We start from the raw sequence: 13,682 nt of genomic DNA, 5'->3' as shown, positions 1-13,682 counted from the left end.
CCTCCAGCGTGCCCCTCGCTAACGTCGTCGTCGACACCCTTAGCGTCCCGAAACGTATCAATCGAGCCTAATTTGGCATAATCGTTAATGTAATAACTCCTCACGCGTTTGTACGTGGTATGAGTTCAGACCACACGAATACCACCCACTCCGAATGGTGCCCTGACTGCGGCTCCGAGATGGCCTTCACCGGCACGCAGCCAGCGGGACTCGCGCAGTTCTTCTGCGAGCAGTGTCGGTACCGCCGCGACCGGTTCGTCGGCGACGACTGAACCCTCGTTCGTCTTCTCGGGACTCGCGCACTCGGGAGCGACCGCGCCCGCTCGCGTCTCGCGGTGTGGTACGACTCGCGAAGATGTTCGGAGCGCGTCTCCCAACCGTACAACCATTGTTCGTTTATACCCGTGTTCGGGCACTCGATTCAACCGGAGGGAGACACAGATGCTATCTACGACTCGGCGACGGACGCTCCAGTGGCTCGGACTCGGCGGCGCCGCATCGCTCGCCGGCTGTGCGACGAAAGCGCCGACCGCCGCGCAGTCGCTCGACGGGACGGAGGAACCGACACAACAGCGTTCGACGAATCTGGTCGACCAAGTCGCGGCCGACCCCACTGATATCCCCGGACCAATCGACCGAAGCGAGCCCGCCGAGGTCGACGTGACGCTCCGGCCGGAGGAGGTGACCGCCGAGGTCGAAGACGGCGTGACGTTCACCTACATGACCTACAACGGGCAGGTCCCCGGTCCGTTCATCCGCGTCCGGCAGGGCGACACGGTGAACCTGACGTTCGAGAACCCCGAGGAGAACGCGATGCCGCACAACGTCGACTTCCACGCGGTCGCCGGTCCCGGCGGCGGCGCGGAGGCGACGATGACGAACCCCGGCGAGACGGCGCACCTGCGGTTCAAGGCGACCTACCCCGGCGCGTACATCTACCACTGCGCCGTGCCGAACATGGACATGCACATCAGCGCCGGGATGTTCGGGCTCATCCTCGTCGAGCCACCGGAGGGTCTTCCCGAGGTCGACCACGAGGTCTACATCGGCCAGCACGAACTCTACACCGACAAGGCCGCCGGCGAGGAGGGCCAGCACAACTTCGACTACGCGTCGATGCGGGACGAGGACCCAACGTACGTCCTCATGAACGGCGAGAAGTACGCGTGGACGCCCAACGGCCGGGGACCGGCCGCGACCGTCGGCACGGGCGAGACGGTCCGGGTGTACTTCGTCGACGGGGGGCCGAACCTCTCCAGTAGCTTCCACCCCATCGGGAGCGTCTGGGAGACGCTCTACCCGGACGGCTCTTTGACGACGGAGCCCCAGAGCCACATCCAGACGCGGCTCGTCCCGCCGGGGAGCACGACTATCGCGACGATGAGCTCGCCCGTCCCCGGCGACTTCAAACTCGTCGACCACTCGCTGTCCCGCGTCGCCCGCAAGGGTTGTATGGCGGTCATCCGCGCCGAGGGGCCGGAGGACCCCGAGATATTCGACTCCGACCCTGACCCGCAGTAGCGCCGTCGCACCGACTGGCAACCATTGATCGCTGTTTTTCGCCCGTCTCTGTCGAAACCTCTCGGTGTTGAGAGAACACGCGTGCAACGCTTAGAGGGCGATGTCAACGACCGAATACAACAGCACTTCCAAAGAGTATGAACAGTGCCCCGAGTACAACTCCACCAACGAGCGTTCCGGTTGTTGACGAGGCAACAAGCCCGAGAGTCGCTATCCCGCCACCGATGAGTATCCAACACAGGCCAATCCAGTGACGGCTAAGGCGTTTGAACCACGGCGAGATGCGAGGGGCAAGAACCTGTACAAGACCAATAAGGGCCAAAACGATTCCGGCGATAACTCCACCAGTATTGATCGGGTTCGTCAAGAATACGAAGACGCCGATGGCGAGTACTGCGACTAGCAGCGTACTCACGCCACCCCACACACCACCGAACTCGTCGTTGATGTCAGTCATCGATAGAGGGCCGATGCTGGTTGCAACGCATACGTGAACGAGTACTGATTGGACGTGTAATATATTTCGCCAGCGAGTCGCTAGTGGCCGACTCGCACTCTGTGTTCAGCGAGGCGTATTACACATCGTGGCGGTTGTCAGTCCCAGTAGGAATCAACCGATTCACCGGCGAGTCGTGCGCGGACGAACAGGTACGCGAAATGAACTGGGACGTAGCCGAGACAGAGAATCCAGCCCTGTGGCTTCGAGACTAAGTCCCATGTGCGTTCAACACCCCTCGTAGCATCCATCGAGAGCGTTTCCAAGCCGGCTATCGAATCAAGCGCAGATCCGACGACTATCACAAACACGCAGATGTAGAGGATAGCCACGGCGAGGATTTCGAGCGATTGGTGAGCACGCATCGTTCCGCAAGTGGTGTACCGTATATGCGGGCCGAAAATAAAGCCACTCTGAGGCCGGTTGGCATTCATCGTGTACCTCGACCGTTCCGACCGCAACGGAGCGCCGGCACCAACCGGTCGTCCCCGGACTGACCGGTTTTCTACCTGACGCTGTTGACCCCCGCCGGACCTGACAGAACCCGCATGTCGGAAGTGACTACCGAGAATCGGCCACAGCATTATCCCGTTCGCTTTCGAAGTGCCAAGGATGCCAGACGACAAACAGGGCCGAAACAAGCAAGCGGCCAACGAAGAACAGCGCCAGCGCGAACGAGCGCTCCAAGAGGCGCGTGACCGCGCCGACGAACCCGCCCCCGGGGAGCAGCTTGGGGACCTCGACGATGCGCTTGAGATTCAGGACTACCCGACCACGACGGAGCAACTCGTCGAGAACTACGGCGACTACGAGGTCGAAACGCAAGGAGGGTTGAAACCCGTCGACGAGGTGCTCGCTCCGGTTGACAACGAGCTATACGACTCCGCGGACGAGGTTCGCGACCGGATTCAGCGATTGATAAATCGGAGATGAGTGCGTCCGAAGCCGTCTCTGTCGTGGCGATATTTCGGTAACCTACGCTCCGAGCCGTGTCCGGTCCGTCTGTGCCACTCTTTGGCCCGTCCATACGTAGCTCCCGTCCCGCGACGACGAATTTTGACAGCACCGAGCACCATCGACTCGTGCCACGACCGCGACGGGCGCCGGCACCGAACGGTGCGTTGAACGTGTTCGGGGGTGGGCCTACGCCCGTGGCGACCCCATTTCGGACCATGCCAGACATCCCATCCCTGTTCGGCGGGTCGCGAGCCGACCGCTTCGACGATATCGACCAGTTCGTCCCGGAACACCTGCCCGGCCCGGACGCCTTTCTCGACGGTCACCGCGTCCTCGACGGCGACGACCACGTCGCCGTCCACCGGGTCGCGCGCGACCTGTTCGAAGACCGCGGCGTCTACGACGTGACGTTCGGCTACAACCTCGCGCGGCTGAACCTCGACCGGCGACACCCCGAGGCGGGCTTTCGCTACGCGGAGGACCGCGACGACCCGTCGATTCTCCGCGCGGAGTTCACGCCGACGACGCCGTTTTGCCCGCAGTCGAAGACGCTCACCGTCGGCGCGTTTCGGGCGTGGAACGGCCTCGCCGACCGCCACGACTACGACCGCGTCCGGGTCCGCGTCGCGCCGATGCACCAGCAGGCCGACGCCATCAACGCGGAGCTCGACGCGATGGACGCGGGCGACGCCCAGGCGCAGGCGGAGACGAACGACTCGACCCGCGTCGCTGGAGCGCCAGCGGGCGAGCGCGACGACGAGGCCGAACCGGGAGCGGTTTCGCTGTCCGAGGAGTTCGAGGCGGCGCTGAACCGGCTGTCGGGCGAAAAGCAGTAGGCGTCCGTTTTTCGTCCGTCGTGACCCCGCAGCTCAGTCGTCACCGGCCGGCGCGAACACGAGCACTGCGGTACTATCGACTGGCGCGCGCGGCGAGATGTCGCGGTCGCCGCCGAACCGCAGCAGCTCCCCCGCCGCGACCTCGTGGGTCTCGCCGTCGAGCGCGAGTTCCATCCGGCCGTCGACGACGTGGAAGACGATGTCGAAGCCGGGGTGAGAGTGCGCCGGCACCTCGTCGCCGGCTTCGAGGCGGAGCCTGACGGTTTTCGGACGGTCGGTCTCGAAGACGGGCGCGTGCATCTGCGGCGGGAGGTCGGCGAGCGCGGCGTGTTCTGGCATCACGGCTGGACTGTCGGCCGCGCGGTCGGTAAGCCTGCGGCCGAACGCGTTCGGGGGAGACACGACCGGGAGCGAACGAGCGCACGGCCGGCGAGGTGAGCGACAGCAGGTGCTATTTTGTTCTCCGCGGGCGATGGCCTGTTCGATGCCCTCCATCGTCGACGAAACCGTGTTCAGCGAGCCCTCTGGCGGCGTCTTCCCGGTCGTCCAGCTCTGCGGCGCGCTCGTCATGTCGGGTCTGTACTGGCAGTACGCCGTCGTGGACCAGTCCCTGTCTGGCGGGTGGCTCCTGTTCATGATAGCGGGGACCGCGCTGTCCGGCGTCGCCGAGTCGCTTCCGAACGATCGACGGCGAGAAGCCGGGGTCCTGCGTCTCGCGGCGGTTCTCGTCCTGACGTGTCTGCTCGCGATGCTCTTCCTCGCGCCCGAACTGCTCATGGAATGAAGGAGTCCGAGACGCGTCGCTGACGAATCGACTCAGTCCGCGCCGTCGTCCGCATCGGCGGCCGACGCGACTGCGCCGCCGACCAGCGACTGCGGGCTGTGGAGCCAGATGACCCGCAAAAGGTTCGCGGCGAACGCCGCGACGCCGACGAACACGAGCGTCCAGCCCGCCGTCTCGGCGGCCGGAGAGAGTCCGGCGAGGTCGTTCGTGACGACGACGGCGACCCCCGAGAGGACGAGGGCGAAGTCGAGGCGGGCGAGGCGGTCGCTGTAGAGGTCGTCGAGCATCGGTACGGGTTCGAGGCCGAGGCGGTCGCTGTAGCGGTGGACCCAGACGATGAAGGGGACGACGTGGTAGAGCGTCCCGAGCACGACGAAGCCGACGAACCCGAGGAGGAACAGCGAGTCGACCCCCGGCGTGCCGAACAGGCGGTCGCCGGCCAGCGGGGCCGCGACCCACGCGGGGACCGTCAGGACGGCCCAGGCGGCGAGCGCGACGGCCGCGACGGCGTACCGGGTGAGCATGGGCGTCCAGTCGACCGACGACTCGACGAGGCGGCGGGCGAGAATCGCCGCGACGCCGAGAAGCGAGAGGGCGACGAGCGCGCCGCCGACCCGCGCGAGCGTCGGCTCGGAGACGAGTCGCCCGCCGGCGAGCGCGACGACGCCCAGCGGGTAGCCGACCTCCTCGACGCGGCGGAGCCACACGTCGACGCCGCGGAGTTTCGTCTGGGTGAACATCGTCGCGAGTTGGTAGAGCGCGCCGACGACGGTCGTCACGACGACGCCGAAGACGGCGAGCGTGACGTGGGCCGCGCGGACGGTCCCGTGGGTCGCGCCGACGCCGGCGAAAAGCGGCCGCGTGAAGTCGACCGCGAGCAGGAACCCGAGCCCGGTGACGGCCACGAGAAAGCCGATTGCGAGGCCGAAGTGGCGCTCGGTCACGTCGAAGCCGTCGAGTCGAGAGAGCGTGCGCGCCATGTTGTAGGCGAACGTCCAGAAGCCGAGGAGGGCGGCGGCACCGAAGACCGGGAGCCACGCGAACGCGCCGAGGAGAAAGCACCCCGCGAGGCCGACGAGACCGACGCCGACGGCCCACAGTTGGGTGGTCGCGAGTCGTCGAGAGTAGAGGTCGACGCCGGACCAGACCGGGACGAACTGCGTCATCGCGCCCATGATGGTGACGCACACCCACCCCGCGACGAGGAGGTGGACGTGCGCGAGGCGGGCGGCACCGGGAGCGACGCCGACGGCGAGGCCGACCCGGAGGCCCACCGCGGCCGCGAGGAGGCCGAGCGCGACGACGAAGTGCCGGAGCGGAATCGTCATCGGTGGCTGTCGAGCCGTGTCGATGTCGGCGGGAATGGCGCTCATACGCGACCTAGCGCGGCGAGGAGTCCTACCGGTGACTCCGAACATATTCGTCGAGGTGGAGAAACGCGGGAGGCGGGCCGGAACCGCGGTCACGACCCGCGGCCGCGACGCTACTGCTTCGGGAACGTCGCCGCGAACTCGTCGGGGGCGCGCTGTTCGACGGTGTAGTTGTCGGCGTCGAAGGCGTCGACTTCCGCCTGCATCTCGTAGAACAGCGGCTTGGGGTCGTGGTCGTTGAGAATCGTCAGCGACTCGCCGGCGTCGAGGTCGTCGAAGGCGGCGTGAATCTTCGGATGGCGCTCTACCGGGGGGAGGTCGCGCACGTCGAGGGTGGTGTCTGCCATGCGTATCGTCCCTCGCGGGAGACCACCGAGTCGATTACCCCGAACACGTTCGCTCGCACGGCTGAACCGAATCGACACTACCCACTGCGGATGGCTAGTAAACATAATGATTCTGTGATTGTTCTCGGTGAAGAATACGTTCGTCGCCGAGCGTCGGGTGCTTTCGGACGGGAACTGGTTACTCCGGGAATACGCGGATGAAAGCGCCTCTATTGTGTGGGTGGGCTCTCGAAACACCCATTCGAACGACAGTTGGTTCCCGTGTGTCACCGACGAAAATCAGTCTGAGAGGTATATTTATAACGATTCAATATATTGTTTACTGGTAAGCCCGCACCAGCAATAACGAATTGGGCAGGGCACGGAACACACATGGTAGACACATACGTCGGTTCGATCGACCAGGGGACGACCGGAACGCGCTTCATGATCTTCGATCACAGCGGGCAGGTCGTCGGCAACGCCTACGAGAAACACGAGCAGATTTACCCGAATCCGGGATGGGTCGAACACGACCCCCTCGAAATCTGGGAGAACACGAAGCAGGTCATCGCGGACGGGCTGGCCGACGCCGGCCTCGACGCGGAGCAACTCGAAGCGCTGGGCATCACGAACCAGCGCGAGACGACCATCGTCTGGGACCGCGAGACGGGCAAGCCGGTCCACAACGCGCTCGTCTGGCAGGACCGCCGGACGACCGACCGCGTCGAGGAACTCCAGGCCGAAGACAAAGTCGAGTGGATTCGCGAGCAGACCGGCCTCGAAGCGGACGCCTACTTCTCGGCGACGAAAGTCGAGTGGATTCTCGACAACGCGGAGCCGCTGAAGCTCCAGAGTTCGCGCGGCGACGACCTCCGCAGTCGGGCCGAGGAGGGCGAACTCCTGATGGGTACCATCGACGCGTGGCTCATCTACAACCTGACGGGCAACCACATCACTGACGTGTCGAACGCCTCGCGGACGATGCTCTACGACATCGAGGCGCTCGACTGGGACGACGACCTCCTCGCCGAGTTCGACGTGCCCAAAGAGATGGTCCCGGAGGTCCGGCCGTCCTCGGACGAAGACCTCTACGGCCACACGGACGCCGACGGCTTCCTCGGCGCGGAAATCCCCGTCGCGGGCGCGCTCGGCGACCAGCAGGCCGCGCTGTTCGGCCAGACCTGCTTCGACGAGGGCGACGCGAAGAACACCTACGGCACCGGCTCGTTCTACCTCATGAACACCGGGACCGAGGCGGTCTCGTCCGACCACGGCCTCCTGACGACCATCGGGTTCCAACTCTCCGGCGAGCCCGTGCAGTACGCCCTCGAAGGCTCTATCTTCATCACCGGCGCGGCAATCGAGTGGCTCGAAGACGTCGACCTCATCAACAACGCCGCCCAGACGGCGGAACTCGCGCGCTCGGTCAAGTCCACCGACGGCGTCTACATGGTCCCGGCGTTCACGGGCCTCGGCGCGCCCCACTGGGACGGTCGCGCCCGCGGCACCATCGTCGGCATGACCCGCGGCACGCGGAAGGAGCATCTCGTCCGCGCGACGCTCGAATCCATCGCCTACCAGACCCGCGACGTGGCCGAGGCCATGGAGGCCGACTCGGGCGTCGAACTGAACGCGCTCCGCGTCGACGGCGGCGCGGTCAAGAACAACTTCCTCTGTCAGCTCCAGTCCGACATCATCCAGACGGACATCGCCCGGCCGGAGGTCGACGAGACGACCGCCCTCGGGTCGGCGTACGCCGCCGGCCTCGCCGTCGGCTACTGGGACACGGTGGACGAACTCCGCGACAACTGGCAGGTCGACCGANTCCTCTGTCAGCTCCAGTCCGACATCATCCAGACGGACATCGCCCGGCCGGAGGTCGACGAGACGACCGCCCTCGGGTCGGCGTACGCCGCCGGCCTCGCCGTCGGCTACTGGGACACGGTGGACGAACTCCGCGACAACTGGCAGGTCGACCGCGAGTTCTCGCCCGAGGCCGACGCCGAGCGCGTCGACAAGCTGTACGACCGCTGGCACGACGCGGTCGACCGCTCGCTCGACTGGGCGCGCGAAGACGAAACCGAGGGGGACGAGTGAGATGGCCATCGTCTTCGGCCTCGAAGCCGTCGACATCCTCGTGCTCGTCATCGCCTCGTTCGCGGGCGGGATGTTCGGCGCGTCTCTCGGGGCGCTGCCGGCGTTCATCTTCACCGGTATCATGGTGCTCGTCGGCGAGGCCGGCAACGTCGTCTCCACGGAGTTCGTCGGGGGCGGGGGCCTCGTCGCGGACGCCGCGGGCGGCTACGGTGCCGGCATCGTCGGCCCGCTGGCGTTCGGCCCCGTCTTCGGCCCTCACGTCGCCTTCGCGGGCGGCGTCGCCGCCGCGGCCTACGCCGCGAAGAACGACGGTATGCCCGCGCCCGCCGACGGCGACTACCACCCCGCGAAGGACATCGCGTACGCGCTCGGCACCCGGCCGGACATCCTCGCGGTGGGCGGCGTCTTCGGCGTCATCGGGATGGCGATTCGTCAGACCTCTGCTGGCCTCGCGCTCCCGCTCGACCCGCCCGCGGTCGGCGTCGTCCTGACCGCGCTGCTCGCCCGCGCCGTCTTCGGCTACGAACTCGTCGGAACCCCCCGCGGCAAGGGCTTCCTCGACGTGTCGCCGTTCGAGACGGGCACAAAACGCGAGGCGATGACCGACGGCGGGACCGCCACCGGCGGTTCGTACCGTCTCGCGGTCGAGCCGTGGCTCCCGCACCAGTACAAGTGGAGCGGCGTCGCCGCCGTCGGAATGGCCGTCGGCATCCTCAGCGCGTACATCTTCGCGCGCACGGGGAGCCTGTTCATCCCGTTCGGCATCTCCGCGACGAGCCTGCTGTTCTTGAATCTCGGCGTCGAGAAGATTCCGGTCACCCACCACATGAGCCTCCCGGCGACGTTCATCGCCAGCATGGCCATGCTCGACGGCGCGAGCGTCCCCGTGGCGCTCGTGCTCGGCGCGGGCTTCGGCGTCCTCGGCGGCGTCCTCGGCGAGGTGTACGAGCGCGTCTTCTACGCCCACGGCAGCACCCACTTCGACCCGCCCGCGGCCTCCATCGTGACGACCACGTTCGTCCTCGGCCTGCTCGCCATCGCGGGCGTCTTCACCACGGCCGGCGCGGTGCCGCTGCCGTGAGCAGTCAGAACTGATATACCTCCCATTTCGGAACTATCATCCACGACATGGACATCGAAGCGAGGATCAAACGTCGACAGCGCCGTGACGGTGAGCCTCGCCTCCTCGTCGACTACGATTCGCTCTCGCCGGTCGCGCACATCGACGACCCGGTGAACTGCGGGCCGGTGTTGGAGCGACTGCTCGACTACCTCGACCCGGTGTTCGACGGCCACCTCCCGCCGAACGCCTACGTCTACGGCCCCAAAGGGTCGGGGAAGTCGGCGGTGGTGACGGCGCTTTTCGACCGCCTCGTCCGCGTGTCGAGCGTCAACAACGCCGCCATTCACACGACGACTCGCGTGCAGGCGACGTTCGCGCCGCGGTTCGTCTACGTCGACGCGCGCGAGACGACGAGCGCGTTCGCGTTCTATCACGCCGTGCTCGACGCGCTCGTCGACGAGTCGGTGCCGAAGCAGGGCATCAAGACGGAGGCGCTCCAGTCGCGGCTCAAGGAGACGCTCGACGGCCCGCAGACGGGAGCCATCGTCGCCGTCGACCACCTCGAAGAGCCGGGAACGCTCGACGGCGAGGCGTTCGTCGAGCTCTGTGCCGGACTGCCGAGCAAGGTCAGTTGGTTGGCCATCGGGCGTTCGTCGCCCGACGAGACGGTGCTGACCGACTACACGGCCGGCGAGATTCAGTTCGAACCGTACCAGAGTCAGGTGCTCATCGACGTGCTGATGACCCGGGCGTCGTCGGCCGGGTCCCAGCGGACGCTCGACCACCGACTCGCGCGCGACATCGCCGAGTGGGCCGACGGCGACGCCCACGACGCGCTCGCGGCGCTGTTCGGCGCGGCCGACGAGGCGACTCGGAACAGACACCAGAGCATCACCGCCGCCGACACCGCCGCGGGAATCGCCGCGGTGCCGCGCCCGTGCGTCTCGCTCGGCCGCGTGTTCGCGCTCCCGGAGAACCGCCAGCAGGTGCTTCACGAACTCCTCGCGTTGCGCCCCGACCAACAGCAGTCGGTGCGGGCGACGAGCCAGCACATCGCCAAGTCGGTCGACCTCTCGGCGGCGACGGTCAAGCGAATCCTCTACGAACTCGCCGAAGACGGCATCACCCGTCGGGTCACGGCCGAGCGCGTCGACCGAAAGGGCCGGCCGCCGAGCCGACTCGAACCGCGGTTCCCGACGGTCGTGTTCGAACGACTGTTCGCCGCGCAGTAATCTGTTCGAACGTATCTGTCTCACAGACGCCACGGAAATTGATAACAGAACTGTGATCAGTAACTGCGAATCAGTAATTCAATTAGAACAAACATTGCCCAAACGGTAGGCACCGTTAGCAGGTGGATGACTGCGAATACGGTGCTCGAACCATGTATAAATCGACGTGACGGTTCATCTTGACTGCGCCACTCGATCAATTTCCCGATGAGAACTGCGATGACTACGAGAGGGAGTCCATAGCCAAACAGGAGTACTGGGACTGCGGGGCCGAAGAAGGAAGGGCTCGCAGGAATTCCACCAATTCCGGCGAGGACAGTTCCTGCGGTGAATAGAACCGCTAACTGTCCTAGTACACTGATGAGCGTGAGACTTCCCGTTGAAAGCGGTGCCGGTGTCTCGTATCGGGCAGCGAGTACTCGAATACAGTAGGCGATTGCTGCTGAACTACCGAAGAGACCAATCAGTGCCACGAGAGGGAGAGTTGTAATGAACCCAGGCACCCCACCTGTTGACATAATTATTTCTTCTTAGTTGATATAATATGTCTTCTGGGTACCCCTTGGTGGAACAAAATGCAATACGTAGTTTAGTTCTGCCAAGCCCCGAGAGATAACCGCTGAGTAGAAAAACTGTACGTAGCGATTTGAGCTGCCCATATCGAGTGCTGAACTCATAGCCGACTCGCGCCCTGTATTCAGCACGAGTCCAACAACCTCCACCAGCGGAGGATTTCAACAGCGCCCGAGTCGAAAACCCGCCGCAAACCCCGTCGTCGGCGCGGTGCAACGCTTACGCTCGGGGACAGAACTATACTCCGTCCACGGAATCTGTAGGTAATGACGACCACCCCGACGCCCGTCCGCGCGCCGCCCGTCGGCGTCCCGTCGAACCGCTTCGACGCATCCGCGACTCCGCAGGGTGTATCGAACGCATGACAGACGAATCGAGTCGGGAGGACGACGTGGTCGACGCCGTCGTCGAGACGCTCTGTGCGGCCGCGCCGTCGATTCGGGCGGGCCTGCCCGGCCGGCGCGTCTACGAGGAGGGCACGAACCCGAGCGGCGAGCGCCAACTGGAAGCCGACACCTACGCCGACGAACTGCTGTTGAAGCGGCTTCGTCCCCTCGACGGCGTCGGCGAGTACGCCAGCGAGGAGCGCGCCGACGTCATCGACATCGGCGAGGGCGTGTCCGTCGCGCTCGACCCGCTCGACGGGTCGACGAACCTGAAGCCGAACAACGTGATGGGGACGCTCTACAGCGTCTACGACGAACCGCTCCCCACGGGCGGCGAGAATCTGCTCGCCGCTGGCTACATCCTCTACGGCCCGGTGACGACGCTCGTGGCCGCCCGCGACGGCGTCGTCAGCGAGTACATCCTCGAATCGGGCATCAAGCGCCCGCTCCGCGAGGAGTTGACGCTGCCCGACGACCCCGCCATCTTCAGTTTCGGCGGCCGCGTCAACCACTGGTTCGACGAGTTCGAGGCGTTCGCCAGCGAGACCGAGCGCACCGAGGGCATGAAGCTCCGCTACGGCGGCTCGATGATCGGCGACGTGAACCAGATTCTCCACTACGGCGGCGTCTTCGCGTACCCCGCACAGACCGACGCACCGAGCGGGAAACTCCGACAGCAGTTCGAGGGCTTTCCCATCGGCTACATCATCGAGTGTGCGGGCGGGCGGTCCTCCGACGGCGAGGCGTCGCTCCTCTCGGGGACGCCCGACGGCATCCACGACCGCGTTCCGGTCTACATCGGCAACGACTCGCTCGTCGAGTCGCTGGAAGCGCGACTGGGCTGACGGTCCGACTCACGCGGTGGCGGAGTCGCGGTCCGATACGAGCCAGACTCACCGACACCCACCGAACTGAGCAATGCGCTCGATAGCGCGGCGGTGGCACGTCCGTTCCGACCGCGGATGAAATATATGTATAGTTAGTATTAAATTCAGATTTCACTTGGGGACTCATTCTCTAGAATACAATATCTTCGACCGTGCTCGGCAGCCAACTGTCGAGGTGATTTGAGACATAGAGTATTGTTCAAAATATGGCTCATTACCGAAGCCCGTGTGAATTCCACTTGAGGGAGGAAAAGACTCGGTTAAAACAGCCTATACGCGTGTAAAACCGACACTTCACGAGGTTTTTGCTCACGTGGTCGAATCGAGTCGGTCAGGGTGTCGGGACTGAGTCCGATACCGGTGGCCGACGACGAACGAGGCGTCGTACGGGTGACTGTGGGCCTCTGACGGGAGTATGGCAACGTACTCAGGACGGTTTCGCGGTGTCCGGCCAATTTGGCGCAAGAAGCGTCCCATCCAGTACTATTGTATAATAAAATCAATACATACTCATCACATCTGAACATAATTGACGAGGTGATCGCCCACCTTGCTGTTATCTCAGCTGAGTCGCTCCGCAGTCAGCAGACCGATAGTCAAATGTAATAAATTTGCTATGGTGTGTCTATGTCTCCTTTCTTTACATAAATAACCGCTTCCTGGAGTGCGCGGAGAACTCCTGACTGGTGTCTCCAGGGAGCGGTTGGGTCCTTTGCTGGTTTGACGCATTCAGCGGCGGTCGGGTGTCGCGCAGTGATTCGTTTCTCGTGAGACCAGCCATTCGTCCCCACCGAGTGCTCAGCGCCGTCGCCAGTACCGCGTCAGTCCTCTACGGAGCGCTTCGTACAGAGCCAAAAGCCGCCGCCAAACCCGACCACCGTGACCGCAACGAGGCCAACGTCGACGAGCGCGATCGCGTACGCGGCAGTCCCCGGTTCGAGATACAACAACGAAAACCCGAGCAGGAGCCCCATCACGATGCCGATTGCGACGAACAGCGGGAACCGGTCACGTTGGTCGCAGATCACGTCGACAACCGTCTCTAGCCGTGTCATACGGTATCGTATATTGCACCGATTATCAAGCTCCCGATTCGACCGATACCGGTCAGGTTCCGGTCGAGATGGAAGGGCGGGTTCGCACCGGCGACC

At 64.7% G+C, this 13,682-nt stretch carries 15 protein-coding genes; 9 read left to right on the top strand and 6 right to left on the bottom strand.

What is annotated here, in order from left to right; all coding sequences use genetic code 11:
• Positions 1-119 precede the first annotated feature (119 nt).
• Both C454_RS20555 and nirK read left to right on the top strand, forming a co-directional pair.
• Positions 120-272: an HVO_2142 family zinc finger protein gene (locus tag C454_RS20555; RefSeq protein ID WP_008096193.1), complete on the top strand. Its 153-nt coding sequence runs from the start codon at positions 120-122 to the stop codon at positions 270-272.
• Positions 273-441: 169 nt separating this feature from the next.
• Positions 442-1,521, top strand: a complete 1,080-nt coding sequence (gene nirK / locus C454_RS12195; protein WP_004976083.1) for a copper-containing nitrite reductase — start codon at positions 442-444, stop codon at positions 1,519-1,521.
• A gap of 103 nt (positions 1,522-1,624) precedes the next feature.
• Here the strand turns inward: nirK and C454_RS20385 are convergent, their stop codons facing one another.
• Positions 1,625-1,978 carry a hypothetical protein gene (locus C454_RS20385; RefSeq protein WP_147299499.1) on the bottom strand — a complete coding sequence of 118 codons (354 nt, stop codon included), beginning with the start codon at positions 1,976-1,978 and terminating at the stop codon, positions 1,625-1,627.
• Positions 1,979-2,115: 137 nt separating this feature from the next.
• Positions 2,116-2,382, bottom strand: coding sequence for a hypothetical protein (locus C454_RS12190; protein ID WP_049905144.1), 267 nt, complete (start codon positions 2,380-2,382; stop codon positions 2,116-2,118).
• 247 nt (positions 2,383-2,629) lie between these two features.
• Here C454_RS12190 and C454_RS12185 point away from each other — a divergent pair, with 247 nt between their 5' ends.
• Positions 2,630-2,950 (top strand): DUF5789 family protein, encoded by a 321-nt coding sequence (locus C454_RS12185; protein ID WP_004976068.1) that lies wholly within the window; start codon positions 2,630-2,632, stop codon positions 2,948-2,950.
• Positions 2,951-3,189: 239 nt separating this feature from the next.
• Complete coding sequence (locus tag C454_RS12180; protein ID WP_004976067.1) at positions 3,190-3,810, top strand: hypothetical protein; 621 nt, start codon at positions 3,190-3,192, stop codon at positions 3,808-3,810.
• Between the two features lie 33 nt (positions 3,811-3,843).
• On the opposite strand, the gene C454_RS12175 is transcribed toward C454_RS12180, so the two are convergent.
• Positions 3,844-4,149 carry a cupin domain-containing protein gene (locus C454_RS12175; protein WP_004976066.1) on the bottom strand — a complete coding sequence of 102 codons (306 nt, stop codon included), beginning with the start codon at positions 4,147-4,149 and terminating at the stop codon, positions 3,844-3,846.
• A 145-nt stretch (positions 4,150-4,294) separates the two neighbouring features.
• On the opposite strand from C454_RS12175, the gene C454_RS12170 reads away from it, so the two are divergent.
• The gene (locus C454_RS12170; protein WP_004976065.1) at positions 4,295-4,594 is read left to right on the top strand and encodes a hypothetical protein; all 300 of its coding nucleotides are present in this window, start codon (positions 4,295-4,297) and stop codon (positions 4,592-4,594) included.
• Between the two features lie 32 nt (positions 4,595-4,626).
• Here the strand turns inward: C454_RS12170 and C454_RS12165 are convergent, their stop codons facing one another.
• Together C454_RS12165 and C454_RS12160 are read right to left on the bottom strand one after the other, a co-directional pair.
• On the bottom strand, positions 4,627-5,967 hold the full coding sequence (locus C454_RS12165; RefSeq protein WP_004976063.1) for a hypothetical protein: 1,341 nt from the start codon (positions 5,965-5,967) through the stop codon (positions 4,627-4,629).
• Positions 5,968-6,077: 110 nt separating this feature from the next.
• Positions 6,078-6,311, bottom strand: coding sequence for a DUF2249 domain-containing protein (locus C454_RS12160; protein ID WP_004976062.1), 234 nt, complete (start codon positions 6,309-6,311; stop codon positions 6,078-6,080).
• 372 nt (positions 6,312-6,683) lie between these two features.
• Here C454_RS12160 and glpK point away from each other — a divergent pair, with 372 nt between their 5' ends.
• From glpK to C454_RS12140, 4 genes are all read left to right on the top strand, one after another.
• On the top strand, positions 6,684-8,390 hold the full coding sequence (gene glpK, locus C454_RS12155; RefSeq protein WP_004976061.1) for a glycerol kinase GlpK: 1,707 nt from the start codon (positions 6,684-6,686) through the stop codon (positions 8,388-8,390).
• Position 8,391: 1 nt separating this feature from the next.
• A complete protein-coding gene (locus C454_RS12150) occupies positions 8,392-9,471 on the top strand; it encodes a hypothetical protein (protein WP_004976060.1) in 1,080 nt (359 codons plus the stop codon).
• A 47-nt stretch (positions 9,472-9,518) separates the two neighbouring features.
• On the top strand, positions 9,519-10,685 hold the full coding sequence (locus C454_RS12145) for a Cdc6/Cdc18 family protein (RefSeq protein ID WP_004976059.1): 1,167 nt from the start codon (positions 9,519-9,521) through the stop codon (positions 10,683-10,685).
• 934 nt (positions 10,686-11,619) lie between these two features.
• On the top strand, positions 11,620-12,489 hold the full coding sequence (locus C454_RS12140; protein WP_004976056.1) for a class 1 fructose-bisphosphatase: 870 nt from the start codon (positions 11,620-11,622) through the stop codon (positions 12,487-12,489).
• Between the two features lie 863 nt (positions 12,490-13,352).
• Here the strand turns inward: C454_RS12140 and C454_RS12135 are convergent.
• Positions 13,353-13,586: a hypothetical protein gene (locus tag C454_RS12135; protein WP_004976054.1), complete on the bottom strand. Its 234-nt coding sequence runs from the start codon at positions 13,584-13,586 to the stop codon at positions 13,353-13,355.
• Between the last annotated feature and the right edge of the window lie 96 nt (positions 13,587-13,682).

The sequence above is a fragment of the Haloferax gibbonsii ATCC 33959 genome, from assembly GCF_000336775.1.
GTDB classification, from domain to species: Archaea; Halobacteriota; Halobacteria; order Halobacteriales; family Haloferacaceae; genus Haloferax; species Haloferax gibbonsii.
This window is presented reverse-complemented; position numbering and strand designations above follow the sequence as displayed.

Bases quoted from the DNA above. Each gene is read 5' to 3' on its own strand.
- C454_RS12135 (WP_004976054.1), bottom strand. From the start codon at position 13,586: ATGACACGGCTAGAGACGGTTGTCGACGTGATCTGCGACCAACGTGAC.
- C454_RS12165 (WP_004976063.1), bottom strand. From the start codon at position 5,967: ATGAGCGCCATTCCCGCCGACATCGACACGGCTCGACAGCCACCGATG.
- nirK (WP_004976083.1), top strand. From the start codon at position 442: ATGCTATCTACGACTCGGCGACGGACGCTCCAGTGGCTCGGACTCGGC.
- C454_RS12170 (WP_004976065.1), top strand. From the start codon at position 4,295: ATGCCCTCCATCGTCGACGAAACCGTGTTCAGCGAGCCCTCTGGCGGC.
- C454_RS12190 (WP_049905144.1), bottom strand. From the start codon at position 2,382: ATGCGTGCTCACCAATCGCTCGAAATCCTCGCCGTGGCTATCCTCTAC.
- C454_RS12185 (WP_004976068.1), top strand. From the start codon at position 2,630: ATGCCAGACGACAAACAGGGCCGAAACAAGCAAGCGGCCAACGAAGAA.
- C454_RS12150 (WP_004976060.1), top strand. From the start codon at position 8,392: ATGGCCATCGTCTTCGGCCTCGAAGCCGTCGACATCCTCGTGCTCGTC.
- C454_RS12140 (WP_004976056.1), top strand. From the start codon at position 11,620: ATGACAGACGAATCGAGTCGGGAGGACGACGTGGTCGACGCCGTCGTC.
- C454_RS20555 (WP_008096193.1), top strand. From the start codon at position 120: ATGAGTTCAGACCACACGAATACCACCCACTCCGAATGGTGCCCTGAC.
- C454_RS12160 (WP_004976062.1), bottom strand. From the start codon at position 6,311: ATGGCAGACACCACCCTCGACGTGCGCGACCTCCCCCCGGTAGAGCGC.
- C454_RS12175 (WP_004976066.1), bottom strand. From the start codon at position 4,149: ATGCCAGAACACGCCGCGCTCGCCGACCTCCCGCCGCAGATGCACGCG.
- C454_RS12180 (WP_004976067.1), top strand. From the start codon at position 3,190: ATGCCAGACATCCCATCCCTGTTCGGCGGGTCGCGAGCCGACCGCTTC.
- C454_RS12145 (WP_004976059.1), top strand. From the start codon at position 9,519: ATGGACATCGAAGCGAGGATCAAACGTCGACAGCGCCGTGACGGTGAG.
- C454_RS20385 (WP_147299499.1), bottom strand. From the start codon at position 1,978: ATGACTGACATCAACGACGAGTTCGGTGGTGTGTGGGGTGGCGTGAGT.